The organism is Streptomyces sp. NPDC007808, assembly GCF_042868655.1.
Lineage (GTDB): Bacteria > Actinomycetota > Actinomycetes > Streptomycetales > Streptomycetaceae > Streptomyces.
In genome coordinates this window covers 344,294-359,294 of the sequence record NZ_JBIAEQ010000007.1, presented here as the reverse complement: position 1 = coordinate 359,294, position 15,001 = coordinate 344,294, and the positions used below count along the sequence as shown (strand labels likewise).

The following is a 15,001-nucleotide window of genomic DNA, read 5'->3' as shown; positions in this document are numbered from 1 at the left end:
TGGCGGCCCGCGTACCGCGTACCGGCACCGGCCCGCGCTGCCGCCGAGGGGAGGCGTGATGGTCCTTTCCCGGCTGGACATCCACCGGCGGAACCGAGGGGAGGGGGCTCTCGTCACGCTCGCCGGTGCGATCGGCCCGGCCACGGCACCGCTGCTGCGGGCCGCGCTGGAGCAGTGTCTGCGCGACGGCGTCACCGTCATCGACGTCGACCTGACCACGGTCGGCTCCTGCGACGCCAGGGGCCTGGACGTCTTCCTGTCGATGTCACGGCGCGCCGGCCGGGTGCACACGTCTCTGCGGTTGCACCATCCGTGCGAGCAGATCACCCGGCTCCTCGCTGTCACCGGCTCCACCCCCCTGCTCCTCGCGGCCCCCACTGATCCCGTGCCGCCCGCGCTGCCCCGCGGCCTCTCGGAGGCGGCCTCCCCGGGTCCGTCGGCCGACGGGACGCGGACGCGTGAGGACACCGCTCGCACACCGGTCCTCAAGGACGGAATCCGCCTGCGTCGGCTGACCCGTTGGCAGACCGAAGGAGTGGAGCAGGACATCGCGGACCTGGCCATGGCGTCCGTCGCGGACACTCCCGGTGCGTCGTTCCACGGCCGGGGAGAGTTCCTGCGCCACCTGGCCGCCAGTGCCAGGCGGCCCGGCTTCGCGCTGCTGGTCGCCGAGACGACGGTGCTGGTCGGTTGTGCCTACGGCTTTCCGCTGGGCCCGGACGGCTCCGGCCGGCGAGGGTTCGACCAACTGCTGCGGGAGAGCATCCAACGGCTCACCACCTGCGCACGGTTCGTCGTCCTCACGCAGGTCGTCGCCCAGCCGCACGCTCAGCGCCGCGACATCGCCCGCCGGCTGCAACAGCGCCTGCTCACCGACCGGCACACCGCCCTCGGAGTCGCCCTGCTCCATCCGGCCGACCAGGCCGGGCAGACCGCGTTCGAGTCCTGGGGCTGGCAGAACATGGGAGAGGTCGTCGGGCTGCCGGGCCCGGTGGCCCCCTGCGTGCTGATCCTGCCTGTGGAGAGCCCCGCCCCGGCAGGCCGGTGATCGGGACGGCTGTGGTGGTCGATGAGCCGGCGGGCCGTACCGGTCGTGGTGCTCATGCCACCCGTCGTCGGCGGTACGGACGTGCCTGCCGCGCGGCGGTTGCGCCCCGCTCCGACCGCCAGGGCCGGGGGTATTCTGGCAGTCACGAGAGCTCTTCGGCCGCACGACCGCGGCGAGGCCGTTCCCGGCGAGTGACAACCGCGGGCAGCCGCAGGGTGCCCGGGACGGGATCGCACGATGGAAGCCATCACCAAGCCCGCCGAAGGCACACCACCAGGTGACCCGCACACCTACCGGATGCCCTTGCCCCGTCTGAGTCTCACGCCCGGCGTCAGCCACGGCCCGCTGGACGGAGCGTGGTGGCCGCGCTGTGACGCGCTGGAACTGGAGCTGCCCGCTCTGGTCGGCTCGCTGGACCCGGCCGTCGGAACCGTCACCCGGGTCACCGTGGACCCCGCGTGCTGGCCCGATGCCCCGCAGCAGGTGATGGCGCCCGGCCATGTGATCGAGGTGGCCCGGAGCGACCTCGCCTCCGAAGCCCATGCCATCACCCTGGACTGCAGCACCACGGGACGCTGGGAACTGCTGGTCATCCCACCCGACGAGCCGGCCGGAGCAGCCGCCCGGCTGCTTACCGCCGCCGCCGACCCCGAGAATCCGCTGTCGGCTCCGCGCATCCTGGAACTCGCCGAGAGCGGCCTCGGCGGAGAAGCCACATGGGAGTCGGGAGGAGGCCCCGGAGTCAGGTGAGAGGCCCGACGCGGTCGGGCTCACGTGACCGGCCGGCCGGTCCGGTCGTCGACGCCCCCGGTGGAGCCATGGCACGAGCGATCTCATCGTCGTCCCACACCGCCTCGTCGTCCCACACCGCCGCGACCGATGCGCGCGGCACAGGGCGGGCGAGCGGGAAGACGCCCGGACGACCCGCGGACCACTCCGAGAGCTTCGGGGAAGCGCTGCTGGGAGCGGTTCTCGACCGTGCGCACGAGCTTCCACCCCATCTCATCGGGCCCGTGGTCGCCGACGTGGTGGAGCGCTTGGGGGGCCGCCGTCCGCAGGTGCTGCTGCAGGACTACGGCCAGCTGATGCTCGTACCCCTGCCCGGCGAGGGCCTCGCGGACGGGAATCCGCAACTGATCGACGACTCCGACGCGGGACGCTGCTTCCTCGACGCGGTTTGCGTCGAGGTGCCCGACGAGGACGGCGTACGGGTCTACCTGCCGCTGCTGGACGGCGGTGACCAGGTGGGGGTCATGGCGGTGACGCTGGACGACGTCGACGACGACGCCCGCCGCCTGTTGGGCAGGATCTCCGGCCTGGTGGCCGACCTGCTGGTCACCAAGCACGGCTACTCCGACCTGTTCTTCCGCGCCCGACGTGACGAGCCGATGAGCGTCGCCGCGGAGATCCAGTGGTCCCTGCTGCCACCGCTGGCGATGATCATGCCCAGGGTCGCCGTGGCCGGGATCCTGGAGCCCGCCTACGACGTCGCGGGTGACAGCTTCGACTACGCGCTCAACGGGGACATCCTCCACGTGGTCATGATCGACGCGATGGGGCACGGCCTGGACGCGGCCACGATGGCCACCGTGGCCATCGGCGCCTACCGCCACGCCCGCCGCGCTGGCATCGGACTGTCGGAGATCTACGACTTCATGGACCGCGCGGTGGCGGAGCAGTTCGGTCCCGAGCATTTCGTCACCGCACAGATGATGCAGTTGGACACGACGACAGGACGGATCCAGTGGGTCAACGCGGGGCACCCGCCGCCGATCCTCGTCCGCGACCACCGCGTCGCGGGCCGCCTGGCCGCCCCGACGACCCTCCCTGTCGGCCTGGGCGGTGCGGAGCCACGGATCAGTGAAGTGGGGCTGGAGCGCGGAGACCGCGTCCTCTGCTTCAGCGACGGACTGGTCGAGGAGCACAAGGTGAGGAGGGAGGAGTTCGGGGAGGACCAGCTGATCACCTGTGTGAACCAGCTGGAGAGAACCGGCCGCGGAGTCCGGGCGGTGACGCGTTCCCTGTCCCACACGCTCAAACGGGCGCGAGGCGGACACACCACGGATGACGCGACGCTGCTCATGGTGGAGTGGCGCGGCTGACCTTCATCGCTGTCGTCCGTCGGCGTGGATGACCTTGATCGCTGCCGTCCGTCGGCCTCGGCCGGGGGACGGCTCGTCGGCCGGAGGGCCTTCACCCGCCCCCGGTGTCGATGAGGATCTGTTCCGCCAGGCTGATGTTGTCGGCCCGGACGGCCTGGGCCATAGCGGCTTGGGCGGCCTCCGGTGTCGTGTGCGGCGGGACCACCAGCAGTGAGAACACGTCCTGGTCGCCCCGGGTGATCAGGACGGTGTCATCGCCCACCGGGAAGGAGTCGATGTGCACCACCTGGTCGTCGACGACGATCCGCGTCGGGAGCCCTTCCCAGGCAGCGGAGTCCAGCCCGACGCGCGTCACGGGGCCGAGATGTGCGACGAGGGCGCTCAGCAGCGCGGGCAACTCGGCACCGATGTCCCGCGACCGCGGCCACCACGCACCGTCCAGGACGCCTTCGCGCGACTCCGTCGTCTCCAGCCGGAGCAGCGCGCACCCCGGCCGCACGGCCGCGTGGACGCCACTCGGCAGATGCCGGGAAGCAGAGGGGGAAGAGGGCGAATCGGAGCCGGTCATCAGGGGCCACCCGTCTTCGGGAACCAGTGCGGGCACGGGGTTCCGCCTCGCGTCTCCACGCTACTCCGCGTAGCCCCCCCCCGGAGGGCGGATCTCCGGGAGCGGCCCGACCCGCGAGGAGGCGCCCGCACGGCCGTGCCCCACTCGTGCCACAAAGGTCCGCTAGGAGTCCGGGGCCAGCCCGAGGAGCTCCTTGGTGCCGTACGGGTACAGCCACGGGCTGTGGTCACCGGCTTGGAGTCGGTCGACCGCGATCAGCGCGTCGGCCGCGGTCTTACAGCGCGGATGCCGCGCGGCGAAGGCGGCGACGCGGGCTCGCTGGGTGGGCAGCCAGGCGGCGATCACCTGGGGGTCGCCGTCGTCCCACCACGTGAACCGGAGTTCCTCCCAGAGCAGGTCGGTCGCCCAGTCGAGGGCGAGGCGGACGAGCCCGGCGTCCGCCTCGGGGCCGGTGAGCCCAGCGATGTGCGCCAGCCACGGCTCCATCTCACCCGTCGCGTGGGCGATGCCTTCCAAGAGGTCGGCAATATCCGAAGGGGACCGGCCGTCAACCACAGCGATCGCAAGCAGTGCTCGGAAGGCCTGTTCCACGGCGGCACGTTCGGGCGCCGGCCAGTCGACGAACTTGGCCCCGCGGCGGCCGAGATGACCGAGTTCCTCAGACGGATCGGTGCCATGGCCCTCCGGCCCCCAGTAGCGCAGCGCACGCGGCATGAGGCGCCGCCACAGGACGGGGTACTGGTCCGCCTCCCAGTGGCTGACGACCTCACGCATGAAATGCCCGAGGAGATCGTCCGGTACGGCAGCGGGATCGCCCCCGAGAATGCGCAGCTCCGACTCCGGGGTGCAGTAAGTGCAGCCGTCCACCGGGCGGTCGAGTTCGGGTGGTGACGCGAAGACCCGGTCGGCTTCGGCGAGCGCGTGCCGCCACATCGTGTACGGATCGGGGTCAAGAGGATCGGACATGGTGCGACCTGCCGAGGGGACTCCGCGCAGGGGAGCCTGGCGAAGAGCGGGACTTTACCACCTGACGATGTCCGAGGCTCCGCACCCCGGCCGGACTCCGCACCCCGGCCGGACGGCCGGGTGAAGGACGCTCGTCAGATGCCGGGAGGAGGGCGTGGCCGAGCCGGTCAGAGGGGACCCCCATGGTCCGGAACCGGTGCGAAAACGGGGCTGCCCTCACCCCTCTCCCTCGCTACTCCGCGTGGCCCGCTTCCAGGGCAGGAACCACACTCGCGGCATTACGCTTCAGGAAAGGGCGCGTGCGGAAGCGCGGCGGCACCGATGCCGGACGTTCCAAGCGCCGGTCGCGACCTGCCCTCGGCGCACCGCCCGCAGGAGGTATGCATGGATGACGAACCGTCGGCCTCCGCGGGCCACACCTAGGTCAGCCTCGTCGCGCGGCAGTTCCGTGGCCGCTCGTGGCGTGGCCGAGGAGGCACGCCTCACAGCCCGCCCAGCCCTGGCCGGTATCCAGCGGATCAGCCCGGCCGCAACGCGTACGAGGTGTGACAAGGCTTCGACGGCTACGAAGCCTGCCGCCCCGTCAGCGCCCGCACCGTCGGCCACGAGCCCGAGAGCGACAGCCATGACGACACTCCGCGAACGCAAGACCTACCGCAAAGCGATTCTCCGGGCCCTGTACGGGGCGGTCGAGCGCAATCGTCCCGAGGTCAGCGGAGCGACACTCCGTGACGAGGTCGACCTTCCCGACGAAGACCTCTCCGCGGCCTGCGCCTACCTGGCCGGCGCGGGTCTGATCACCGTCGACTGGACATCGCACAAGACTCCCGCCACCGCCTCGCTGACCCATGAGGGCATCCGCTTCATGGAGGAGGAAGAGGAGTCGGCCGCACCCACTCAGGGTGCCTGACGCCTCACCTCGGGAGATGTGACCTTCATCGCGAAAGCGGCGTTTCGGCGCGTTCGGCGCTGCGCCATCCCCTGATGAGGGTGGCAGCGGCACATCTCCCGTCGGCGGAGGTCATGGGGCTGCGGGCGGACGTGCGCACGGCAGAAGGGCCGCTCCACGGAGAGCAATATCTATGTCCGCGACGTGAGAAATAGACGCCGGGCACGGCGAGTATTCCTCCGCCCTCGGCCGACTCGGAATTATCGACCGCACAGGGCCGGTCGCACCGTGCTACTGTCGATCTCAGTTGCAGGTGTGGTTGCCAGAAGGTTCATTTCCGACGGGGTAATCATCACGGCGACACGGAATGCACACACAGTGAATTCCTGACACCGCCTCCGAAGGAGAAATGAAATGGCTACTGGCACCGTGAAGTGGTTCAACGCGGAAAAGGGCTTCGGCTTCATCGAGCAGGACGGCGGCGGCGCCGACGTCTTCGCCCACTACTCGAACATCGCCACCCAGGGCTTCCGTGAGCTGCTGGAAGGCCAGAAGGTGTCGTTCGACATCGCTCAGGGCCAGAAGGGCCCGACGGCCGAGAACATCGTTCCCGCCTGACGCAAGCGCTGACGCAGACTTCGCAGCTGGGGCCCGCACCTCTGGGGTGCGGGCCCCAGCTCGCTGCTTTTCAGGGCGCGCGACGGGAAGCTTTGACACGTCACCGACCGCCATGTCACCGACGGTGAAACATGCCCCGTCGCTCCGGCTCGCCCTACATCGACTTCGGCTCGTCTCGAGTATTCTCTGCGCCGCTCATCTGCTGCGGGAATTCCTTGCCACGTGCCCCATCAAGGAAGGTTCCGCATGCAGCGTGCCCGTACATCCCGCACATATGACCGTTTCCAAGGAGGCGTCGGCGCCAACCGCTCCGGCGGCCCGCGCCGTTCCAAGGGCCACGGAAATCGGCAGCCCGGACGAGCCGTACAGGGCGAGTTCGCGCCGCCGAAGACGATCACGCCCCCGCTGCCCGCCGTCGGGTCGTTCGCCGATCTCGCCATGCCTGCGGGGCTGTTGGCCGCGCTCGGCCACGAAGGCGTGACCGTACCGTTCCCGATCCAGGCGGCGACCCTGCCGAACTCCCTGGCCGGCCGCGACGTACTCGGCCGTGGCCGCACCGGCTCGGGCAAGACCCTCGCCTTCGGGCTCGCCGTACTGGCCCGTACGGCGGGGCGGCGGGCCGAGCCGCGGCAGCCGCTCGCCCTCGTCCTCGTGCCCACCCGCGAGCTGGCCCAGCAGGTCACCGACGCGCTCACTCCGTACGCCCGCTCCGTGAGCCTGCGGATGGCCACCGTCGTCGGCGGGATGTCCATCGGCAGGCAGGCCGGTGCGCTGCGCGCCGGGGCCGAGGTGGTCGTCGCGACGCCGGGACGGCTCAAGGACCTCATCGACCGGGGCGACTGCCGGCTGGACGATGTCGCCGTCACGGTCCTCGACGAGGCCGACCAGATGGCCGACATGGGCTTCATGCCGCAGGTCACCGCGCTGCTCGACCAGGTGCGGCCCGGCGGGCAGCGGATGCTGTTCTCGGCCACCCTGGACCGCAACGTCGACCTGCTGGTCCGCCGCTACCTGACGGACCCGGTCGTCCACTCCGTGGACCCGTCTGCGGGTGCGGTCACCACGATGGAGCACCACGTCCTCCATGTTCACGACGCGGACAAGCATCGGACGACCACCGAGATCGCCGCGCGGGACGGTCGAGTGATCATGTTCCTCGACACCAAGCACGCGGTGGACCGGCTGACCAAGCACCTGCTGAGCAACGGCGTCCGCGCCGCGGCCCTGCACGGGGGCAAGTCCCAGCCGCAGCGCACGCGGACCCTGGCCCAGTTCAAGAGCGGGCATGTGACGGTACTGGTGGCCACCAACGTCGCGGCGCGCGGGATCCACGTCGACAACCTCGACCTGGTCGTCAATGTGGATCCGCCCAGCGACCACAAGGACTACCTGCACCGCGGCGGTCGTACGGCCCGTGCGGGCGAGTCCGGCAGCGTCGTCACCCTGGTGACCCCTGACCAGCGTCTCGCCATGAGCCGGCTGATGACCGCGGCAGGCATCACCCCCCGGATCGCCCGGGTGCGGTCGGGCGAGGCGGAGCTGAGCCGCATCACGGGCGCCCAGGCCCCTTCCGGTGTCCCGGTCGTCATCACCACGCCGGACGCGGAACGTCCCCGCGGCGCGTCCTCCTCGTCCCGGGGCCGTCGGGGCCGCAGGGGCCGCGCCGGGCAGGTCCGGCCCGTCGGCGAAGCGGCGCGCCGCGGGGCGCAGCGGCGGCCCGGCTTCGGCTCGGCCGCCTAGGCCGTGTCCGCCTGGCGACGCAGTGATCACCAGCCCATCTCTTCCGGTAGGTAGGAGGCACCTATGACGATGACTCAGGAGCAGCACCAGGCAGTCGATCGCTCCACCAGGCCCGTCGCTGATGGCAGGGACATGCCCGGACCTCGGGTCCGTGACGACATGACGGTCGAGGTGGCCCTGTCCCTCATGGCCGGAGCCCGTGTCGATCACCTCGTCCTGTGCGACGGGGACGACCAGAGCACGGGCCTGATCACCCTGGCCCGGCTCACCGTTCTCCGCGGCAGCCCCACCTATACGGACCGGATCCGGCTGCGGGACATCCTCGACGGACCGTTCACCGCGCCCCGTGCTCGGCCAGATGCCCTCGGGGAGCACGGCCGGACCACGGGCGTGCTCGGCGTACTCACCCTCGCCCGCTGATCCGCCTCACCCGCTCGGCCGTTCCCCTTCTCCCCTGTGAGGCATCATGCGCTGTGTCATCGCCCGGTACCCGTTCGAGCTCACCAAGAACGGAGTGCTGGCCTCGATGAAGGGCATCACTCCCGAGCTCGTCACGGGTGAGTCCGTGACCATCGGCCGTCGCCGCTACCCGGTCAAGCAAGTGGGCCAGGTCGTCACGCGACAGGACCACCGCGACTTCACCGGCGGCGAAGTCGTCCGGGCCATGACCCGCCTCGGTTTCACCTGCCATGCCCGCCCCGGCACCGCGCCGGTGGGTGCCCCCACCCCGCTGCAGACCGCTGCGGCGCTGCTCGGGGGCACCGCCACCCCGGAGGGGTGACCACAGGCGGGAAACCGCCATCAAGGACCCGGTGAGGGCCCTGCCGACGCGCGTCGGCAGGGCCCTCACCGTCGTTTCGCCGCCGCCCGGTGCGAAGCCCCTGGCCGAGGGGAGGGACGAAGCGGCGGCTCACACCCACTGGAGCCGAGACGGACGCAGTCTGTCTGCGGGATCGCAGGACTCTCGGCCACGCTCTCGCCGCCCACGGCGAGGTGTTCCACCCGTCACCGCAGGCCACAGGAGAGCTGTGGCCTGCGAGTATCAAAATCTACTCTTGCCGGAGTAGACATAGACCCCTGGCACGGTTAGCCTTTTTCTCGTTGACAAGGTCAAGCGAGACCCGACAGACACGAACTGGCGGGTTGCAGTACGTAAGTTCGCAGGTCAGTGCGGCTCTGGAGCTCCGAAGCCAAGGTTTTCGCAGAACGGTGACGGGACTGAGAGCCGCACTGGGCAGCCCGCAGGTCGAGGGGCTGCCGAACGCATCACCGAGCAGTACCGCAGTACCCGTTCACCAAAGTGGTCGGTCAAGAGAAAGGACGGAGGAGCAGACGCCATCAGGATCGCCCGGCCGGGAAGCTCTCGGTCCGGGTACCGCAAGACCCCGGAATGGATGGTGGTCCCCGGTCACGCAGCCGCGATCCCCGCACCCCTCCCCTCGCGGGGCCGGGTAGCGGAAACAGAAGGTCGGCAGAGCATCAGAGCCGACGGATGGTGTTGAATTTCCTTCGGGGCCCTGGTGCCGTACGGCACCAGGGCCCCTCGACGCGTTGCACAACGAGGTGACATGGCAGCTGATACTCCACTCAACGGTCGTCTGGACGACGACGACTACCCCGCGTACACCATGGGCCGGGCCGCCGAGATGCTCGGCACCACCCCCGCCTTCCTACGAGCCATCGGTGAGGCTCGTCTGATCACTCCGCTGCGGTCGGAGGGCGGACATCGCCGCTACTCCCGTTACCAACTGAGGATCGCCGCGCGCGCCCGCGAGCTCGTCGACAGGGGAACCCCGATCGAGGCCGCTTGCCGCATCGTCATCCTTGAGGACCAGCTGGAGGAAGCTCAGCGCATCAACGCCGAGTACCGCCGTGCCGCGAACGAAGCGTCCGGCCGTTCCGGTCACCCTTCGAGTTGATCACCTGGCACGGACAGGGGGAAGGGAGCCGTTCTTCGCGAGCCTCTCGCGTACCCCTACCTTGCCGACCCCACGACGAGACCTACCGGGACGGAGACGCGTTCACCGCTGCCCTCAAGGCAGCGGCCCCCTTCCCGGTGGAGATCGATCTCGAAGCGGGCTCCTCTCCGAAACATTCGAAGACTCGAACTCGGAATTTGATCTCGTAATCGCGAGCGACGTCGAGCAATTCGTTTTACTCCACGGATCACGCCGGTGGCCAGGCTAATTGTTCCCTGACAGGCCTCCCTGCCTGATCGAATGTTTCGAAATAGGGGCCGAAACTATTGACAGTTGGCAGGGCCATATCAAAACTGTCGCCGTTGGCAGAGTTCAACCATTCGATGCGGGCTGGCACGAACCACCCGTCGATGCAAGTTGCCCAGCCCCCGTCAGCCTTACGAGGACGAGGAGGTAAGCACGCTCATGAACGACGGACCCGCACACCCGACGCGCCGCAGCGTCTGCGGCCTGCTGCTGGCCACCGGAGCGACGTTGGCCCTGCCCGGTACCGCCGAGGCGGCCACGGTCATCACCAGGAACCAGACCGGAACCGACAACGGGTACTACTACTCGTTCTGGACGGACAGCCAGGGCACGGTGTCCATGACCCTGAACTCCGGCGGCAACTACAGCACTTCATGGAGGAACACCGGGAACTTCGTCGCGGGCAAAGGCTGGAGCAACGGCTCACGCCGGACCGTGACCTACTCCGGCAGCTTCAACCCGTCCGGCAACGGCTACCTGACTCTCTACGGGTGGACGTCGAACCCGCTCGTCGAGTACTACGTCGTCGACAACTGGGGCACCTACCGGCCCACGGGAACGTACAAGGGAACCGTCACCAGCGACGGCGGCACGTACGACATCTACCAGACCACGCGCTACAACGCCCCGTCCGTGGAAGGAATCCGCACCTTCAACCAGTACTGGAGCGTCCGGCAGTCGAAGCGGACCGGTGGCACCATCACCACCGGCAATCACTTCGACGCCTGGGCCCGCGCCGGAATGCGCCTGGGGAGCTTCAACTACTACATGATCCTCGCCACCGAGGGATACCGGAGCAGCGGAAGCTCCAACATCACGGTGAGGTAGGCCGCTCACCTCCGGCCACGGCCCGTTCGGCAACCCCGGGCGGCGCTGTCGCGCCAGGCCAGAGGTTGCCGTCAGGAGCCGTCGGCAGCACCGGCTCAGCCCGACATGCGCTCGAATGCGGTGGCTCCTACCGTGGATGAGTAACCGGCCGACGCCCGAGGCAATGGCCCGGGCGGAAGCCCGGAGCCGGAGCAAGCCCTGAGCGAGCGCTCTCGGCCTGTCCCGGCTGTCCCGGGTCGGACGACACGGCTCTCGGGGTCTCGGTTCCTCACGACACAAGAAGCGGGGCCGCAACATGTGCCGCTGGATCGCCTACTCGGGCACGCCCGTCCTTCTGAGCCAGGTCCTGTTCAAGCCGCAGCACTCCTTGATCGACCAGAGCCTGCACGCCCGCATGGGGGTGGAGACGACCAACGGCGACGGTTTCGGTGTCGGCTGGTACGCGCAGGAGGCGGACACTCCGGCGGTGCTGCGGGACATCGGTCCCGCCTGGAACAACCGCAATCTGCTGGAGGTCGCCCATCACGTTCGCTCGGGTCTGTTCTTCGCGCACATCAGGGCATCGACGGGGACCGCCGTGCAGCAGACGAACTGCCACCCCTTCCGCAGCGGTCGCTGGATGTGGATGCACAACGGGGCGATCAGCGGGTTCCACCAGCTCCGGCGGGACCTCGCGTTGGCCGTCGAACCGTCCCTGTATCCCGACATCGAGGGTTCCACCGACTCCGAGCTGATGTTCTTCCTGGCCCTCACGTTCGGCCTGACGGAGGATCCCCCCGGCGCCGTGGCGCGCATGGCCGGCCTGGTCGAGGAGACGGGGCACGCGCACGGCATACCCCACCCGCTGCAGATGACCCTCGCGGTGGCCGACGGCGAACGCGCCTGGGTCTTCCGCTACTCCAGCGAGGGACGCTCACGGTCGTTGTACTTCAGCACCGACGTGGCCACCCTGCGCGGGCTCCACCCCGACGCCGCGTTCCTGCGGGAGGTCTCCGACGAGACCCGCCTCGTCGTGTCCGAACCGCTGGGCGACCTCCCCGGCGCATGGAACGAGGTGCCGGAGAGCAGTTACGGCATCCTCCATCCGGGCGATGACTCGTTCCACGCCTTCCGGCCCGACCTGCGAGCGGACTCGGCCCGAAACTGACCGGCCGGCCCGCGCAAGAGCCCCCGGCTGGGTTTCGCAGGGCGGTCACGGGTGCCGGTGGCGGCGCCGGTACCAGAGGGCGCCGACCCCGGCCGACGCCGTGGCCAGGGCGATGCCGAGGACCGGCCAGCTGCTCTCGGCGATGCGCAGGCCGGTCAGGAAGGTCACGGCGGTCAGGACGATCGGTACGAGGAGGGAGAGGAGAGCACGGAGCAGGGCCGCCAGCACGTCCGGTTCCAGGCGGGAGGTCCGGCGCGGGGCGAGGACGGGAGCGGCGAAATAGTAGGCGAGGACCCGGTTCGACAGGCGGGCGTCGGCACGCCGGTAGACCATCGCCATGTACGGGAGCCAGACCAGGGGCGCGACCAGTCCGACCAGGAAGACCGCGCCGAGGAGCAGCCACGGCCAAGCCTGGACGGCGACCCGCCGTACGCGCGGGCCCGCCGGCCGGCTCTCCTCGGCCGGTGTGAGGATGCCGAGAAGGCGGGCCATGCGCAGGGTGACGGTCCACAGGGCCGCCCATCGCCTCCGGCGAGCGGGGGCGCCGACGGGGTGTGGGGTGCGGTTGAGCGCGTCCTGGGCCTGGCGGGTGTTCTCGTACACGCCCTGCAGGACGAGGAGTTCGGCGGCGCGGGCGCTCGTCGTGGGGTCGCGGCCGTCGAGGGCGGCCAGTTCCAGGACCGTACGGGCCTGGCGGAGCAGCGCCGCGCAGAACGCGAGGGGAATGAGCACGAGGAAGGGGCCGCCCACGACGGATCCCTCCGAGACGACGGCCCGTCGGCCGCGAGCGACCACCCGGGCCCGGAGCTCCGCCTCGGTGGCGTCGGGGTGGCTCCGCCGGAGCGAGGCGATCGCTTCGGGCACGGCCGGGCCGATGCGGCGGACGGCGAAGTCGGCGAGGAGTTCGGGAAGGTGCCCGGGATCGGTGATCACCGACGCCAGCAGCGAGCGTTGAGGAGAGAGCTCCTTGCGGGAGCCCTCCGTTCTCGGATTCTCCCGGTGCGACACATGTCGTATCTACCACGAATCACCTCGATCGTCGCGTGTCCCACCGTCCACGTCGGCACCCGCTCTCCGCACCGGCGCACACCACCGCGCGGCGGCCCTTCCCCCGTGGCGGGTGAGGCACGCATTGCGTGCTCGGGATGCGATGGGAGGAGCGGCGAGGCGTGCGCGGGCTCACTGCCCAGCCCCGCTCCGGCGGCGTACCCGAGCCGGACGACTCTGCGAGGTGGACAGCGTGAAGCACTGGCAGGCTCTGATCGTCCTCGGCACCGCCCAGTTCCTGATGGTCCTGGACACCTCCGTCATGAACGTGTCCATCAGTCAGCTGGTCGAGGACTTCGACACGGAGGTCACCGCCATCCAGGCCGTCATCACGCTGTACGCGCTCGTCATGGCCGCGTTCATGATCATCGGTGGCAGGTTCGGGGACATCCTGGGGCGGCGCCGCATGTTCCTGCTGGGCCTCGTCGTCTACGGCGTGGGGTCCGCCCTGACCGCCGTGGCCCCCACCCTGTGGGTCCTGACGCTGGGCTGGTCGGTCATCGAGGGCCTCGGGGCCGCCATGGTGCTGCCGGCCATGGCCGCCCTCGTCGCGGAGTCGTACCGCGGGAAGGACCGGGCCGTCGCCTACGCGGTCATCGGCGGGCTCGCCGGCGCCGGGATCGCGGTCGGCCCGCTGCTGGGCGGCTGGGTGACGACGTACCTGACCTGGCGGCTGGTCTTCGCCGGTGAGGTCGTGGTCGTCATGGCCGTCCTGCTGTGCCGCCGGGTGATCGCGACGCCTGCCCCGACCGGCCCGCGTCCCCGGCTGGACGTGGTCGGTGCGGTGCTCTCCGCGGCCGGACTGGGGCTGGGCGTGCTCGGGGTGCTGCAGAGCAGCACCTGGGGATGGGTGCAGCCGCGCAACCCTCCCTTCACCGTCCTCGGCTTCGCCCCGACGCTGTTCGTCGTCGGCGCCGGGGTGGCCGTCCTGGCCCTCTTCCGGCACTGGGAGAGGCGCCGGGAGCACCAAGGCGTCGACCCCCTGGTGCACCTGTCCCTGCTGGGCAGACCCGTGCTGCGGTCCGGCCTGTTGACGCTGCTGAGCCAGAACCTCATCCTGCTGGGCCTGTTCTTCACCATCCCGCTGTACCTGCAGGTGGTCCAGGGGTTCGACGCCTTCGAGACGGGCCTGCGGCTGCTCCCGGTGTCCGTGGCCATGTTCGTGACCTCCCTGTCGGCGTCGTCGCTGGGGCGGGTCATGGGGCCGCGCCGGGTGGTCCGGCTGGCCCTGGTGATCCTGGTGGCGGCCATCGTGTGGCTGCTCGCCACCATCGACCCGGCCATCGACGACGCGCAGTTCGCCGGAGCCATGGCGCTGCTGGGCGTGGGCGTCGGCCTGCTCGCCTCGCAACTGGGCAACGTCGTCCAGTCCAGCGTCGGCGAGGAGGAACGCAGTGAGGCCGGAGGGCTCCAGTTCACGGCGCAGAATCTGGGTTCCGCGCTGGGCACCGCCCTCATCGGGTCCATTCTGATCGGCGCGTTGGCCCACGCCTTCACCACGCAGGTGAACGACGATCCACAGCTGTCCGAACAGACCCGTGAACAGGTCGGTGTCGCTCTCCAGGCCGGGATCAGCTTCGTTCCCACCGATCAGGTGCGCGCGGCGGCCGAGCGGGCCGGGCTGCCGCCGTCCGAGGTCGCCGCCGTCACGGACTCCTACGCCTCCGCACAGCTGGACGGGCTGAAGGCGGCGATCCTGGCCACCGGCGGCATCGCCCTCGCCGGGTTCCTGGTCACGCCGAACCTGCCCAGCGTCCACAAGGGCCGCCCGCGGCAGCCGGGCGCCGAACCCGCGGCCGGGGCACCCGGATCGAAGGGCTGAG

The 15,001-nt window shown here is 70.1% G+C and carries 15 protein-coding genes; 12 read left to right on the top strand and 3 right to left on the bottom strand.

All coding sequences use genetic code 11. The features are described 5' to 3' along the window. The first annotated feature begins 58 nt into the window (after positions 1-58). From ACFYNL_RS27170 to ACFYNL_RS27160, 3 genes are all read left to right on the top strand, one after another. Positions 59-1,048, top strand: a complete 990-nt coding sequence (locus ACFYNL_RS27170) for an STAS domain-containing protein (RefSeq protein WP_388807635.1) — start codon at positions 59-61, stop codon at positions 1,046-1,048. Between the two features lie 237 nt (positions 1,049-1,285). Next, on the top strand, positions 1,286-1,798 hold the full coding sequence (locus tag ACFYNL_RS27165) for a DUF5994 family protein (protein ID WP_388807633.1): 513 nt from the start codon (positions 1,286-1,288) through the stop codon (positions 1,796-1,798). A 68-nt stretch (positions 1,799-1,866) separates the two neighbouring features. Further along, positions 1,867-3,150, top strand: coding sequence for a PP2C family protein-serine/threonine phosphatase (locus ACFYNL_RS27160; RefSeq protein WP_388807632.1), 1,284 nt, complete (start codon positions 1,867-1,869; stop codon positions 3,148-3,150). Positions 3,151-3,241: 91 nt separating this feature from the next. On the opposite strand, the gene ACFYNL_RS27155 is transcribed toward ACFYNL_RS27160, so the two are convergent. Together ACFYNL_RS27155 and ACFYNL_RS27150 are read right to left on the bottom strand one after the other, a co-directional pair. Then, positions 3,242-3,718: a DUF5994 family protein gene (locus ACFYNL_RS27155; protein ID WP_388807630.1), complete on the bottom strand. Its 477-nt coding sequence runs from the start codon at positions 3,716-3,718 to the stop codon at positions 3,242-3,244. A 162-nt stretch (positions 3,719-3,880) separates the two neighbouring features. Beyond that, positions 3,881-4,684 carry a hypothetical protein gene (locus ACFYNL_RS27150; protein WP_388807629.1) on the bottom strand — a complete coding sequence of 268 codons (804 nt, stop codon included), beginning with the start codon at positions 4,682-4,684 and terminating at the stop codon, positions 3,881-3,883. A gap of 625 nt (positions 4,685-5,309) precedes the next feature. Between ACFYNL_RS27150 and ACFYNL_RS27145 the strand changes: the two genes are divergently transcribed. From ACFYNL_RS27145 to ACFYNL_RS27110, 8 genes are all read left to right on the top strand, one after another. Next, positions 5,310-5,594: a hypothetical protein gene (locus ACFYNL_RS27145; RefSeq protein ID WP_388807627.1), complete on the top strand. Its 285-nt coding sequence runs from the start codon at positions 5,310-5,312 to the stop codon at positions 5,592-5,594. A gap of 393 nt (positions 5,595-5,987) precedes the next feature. Further along, the gene (locus ACFYNL_RS27140) at positions 5,988-6,191 is read left to right on the top strand and encodes a cold-shock protein (protein ID WP_028799214.1); all 204 of its coding nucleotides are present in this window, start codon (positions 5,988-5,990) and stop codon (positions 6,189-6,191) included. 246 nt (positions 6,192-6,437) lie between these two features. Next, positions 6,438-7,931 (top strand): DEAD/DEAH box helicase, encoded by a 1,494-nt coding sequence (locus ACFYNL_RS27135; protein WP_388807625.1) that lies wholly within the window; start codon positions 6,438-6,440, stop codon positions 7,929-7,931. 63 nt (positions 7,932-7,994) lie between these two features. Next, complete coding sequence (locus tag ACFYNL_RS27130) at positions 7,995-8,351, top strand: CBS domain-containing protein (protein WP_388807624.1); 357 nt, start codon at positions 7,995-7,997, stop codon at positions 8,349-8,351. A 46-nt stretch (positions 8,352-8,397) separates the two neighbouring features. Continuing rightward, the gene (locus tag ACFYNL_RS27125) at positions 8,398-8,712 is read left to right on the top strand and encodes an SCO5918 family protein (protein ID WP_388807622.1); all 315 of its coding nucleotides are present in this window, start codon (positions 8,398-8,400) and stop codon (positions 8,710-8,712) included. Between the two features lie 787 nt (positions 8,713-9,499). Beyond that, positions 9,500-9,850, top strand: a complete 351-nt coding sequence (locus ACFYNL_RS27120; protein WP_388807620.1) for a helix-turn-helix domain-containing protein — start codon at positions 9,500-9,502, stop codon at positions 9,848-9,850. 465 nt (positions 9,851-10,315) lie between these two features. After that, positions 10,316-10,984 carry a glycoside hydrolase family 11 protein gene (locus tag ACFYNL_RS27115; protein WP_388807619.1) on the top strand — a complete coding sequence of 223 codons (669 nt, stop codon included), beginning with the start codon at positions 10,316-10,318 and terminating at the stop codon, positions 10,982-10,984. 295 nt (positions 10,985-11,279) lie between these two features. Beyond that, on the top strand, positions 11,280-12,131 hold the full coding sequence (locus ACFYNL_RS27110; protein WP_388807617.1) for a class II glutamine amidotransferase: 852 nt from the start codon (positions 11,280-11,282) through the stop codon (positions 12,129-12,131). A gap of 45 nt (positions 12,132-12,176) precedes the next feature. Here ACFYNL_RS27110 and ACFYNL_RS27105 read toward each other — a convergent pair whose 3' ends face one another. Then, a complete protein-coding gene (locus tag ACFYNL_RS27105; RefSeq protein WP_388807615.1) occupies positions 12,177-13,139 on the bottom strand; it encodes a hypothetical protein in 963 nt (320 codons plus the stop codon). A gap of 232 nt (positions 13,140-13,371) precedes the next feature. Between ACFYNL_RS27105 and ACFYNL_RS27100 the strand changes: the two genes are divergently transcribed. Then, positions 13,372-15,000: an MFS transporter gene (locus ACFYNL_RS27100; protein WP_388807613.1), complete on the top strand. Its 1,629-nt coding sequence runs from the start codon at positions 13,372-13,374 to the stop codon at positions 14,998-15,000. Position 15,001 lies beyond the last annotated feature (1 nt).

Coding starts and splice junctions, on each gene's coding strand:
- ACFYNL_RS27170 (WP_388807635.1), top strand. CDS start 59: ATGGTCCTTTCCCGGCTGGACATCCACCGGCGGAACCGAGGGGAGGGG.
- ACFYNL_RS27165 (WP_388807633.1), top strand. CDS start 1,286: ATGGAAGCCATCACCAAGCCCGCCGAAGGCACACCACCAGGTGACCCG.
- ACFYNL_RS27160 (WP_388807632.1), top strand. CDS start 1,867: ATGGCACGAGCGATCTCATCGTCGTCCCACACCGCCTCGTCGTCCCAC.
- ACFYNL_RS27155 (WP_388807630.1), bottom strand. CDS start 3,718: ATGACCGGCTCCGATTCGCCCTCTTCCCCCTCTGCTTCCCGGCATCTG.
- ACFYNL_RS27150 (WP_388807629.1), bottom strand. CDS start 4,684: ATGTCCGATCCTCTTGACCCCGATCCGTACACGATGTGGCGGCACGCG.
- ACFYNL_RS27145 (WP_388807627.1), top strand. CDS start 5,310: ATGACGACACTCCGCGAACGCAAGACCTACCGCAAAGCGATTCTCCGG.
- ACFYNL_RS27140 (WP_028799214.1), top strand. CDS start 5,988: ATGGCTACTGGCACCGTGAAGTGGTTCAACGCGGAAAAGGGCTTCGGC.
- ACFYNL_RS27135 (WP_388807625.1), top strand. CDS start 6,438: ATGCAGCGTGCCCGTACATCCCGCACATATGACCGTTTCCAAGGAGGC.
- ACFYNL_RS27130 (WP_388807624.1), top strand. CDS start 7,995: ATGACGATGACTCAGGAGCAGCACCAGGCAGTCGATCGCTCCACCAGG.
- ACFYNL_RS27125 (WP_388807622.1), top strand. CDS start 8,398: ATGCGCTGTGTCATCGCCCGGTACCCGTTCGAGCTCACCAAGAACGGA.
- ACFYNL_RS27120 (WP_388807620.1), top strand. CDS start 9,500: ATGGCAGCTGATACTCCACTCAACGGTCGTCTGGACGACGACGACTAC.
- ACFYNL_RS27115 (WP_388807619.1), top strand. CDS start 10,316: ATGAACGACGGACCCGCACACCCGACGCGCCGCAGCGTCTGCGGCCTG.
- ACFYNL_RS27110 (WP_388807617.1), top strand. CDS start 11,280: ATGTGCCGCTGGATCGCCTACTCGGGCACGCCCGTCCTTCTGAGCCAG.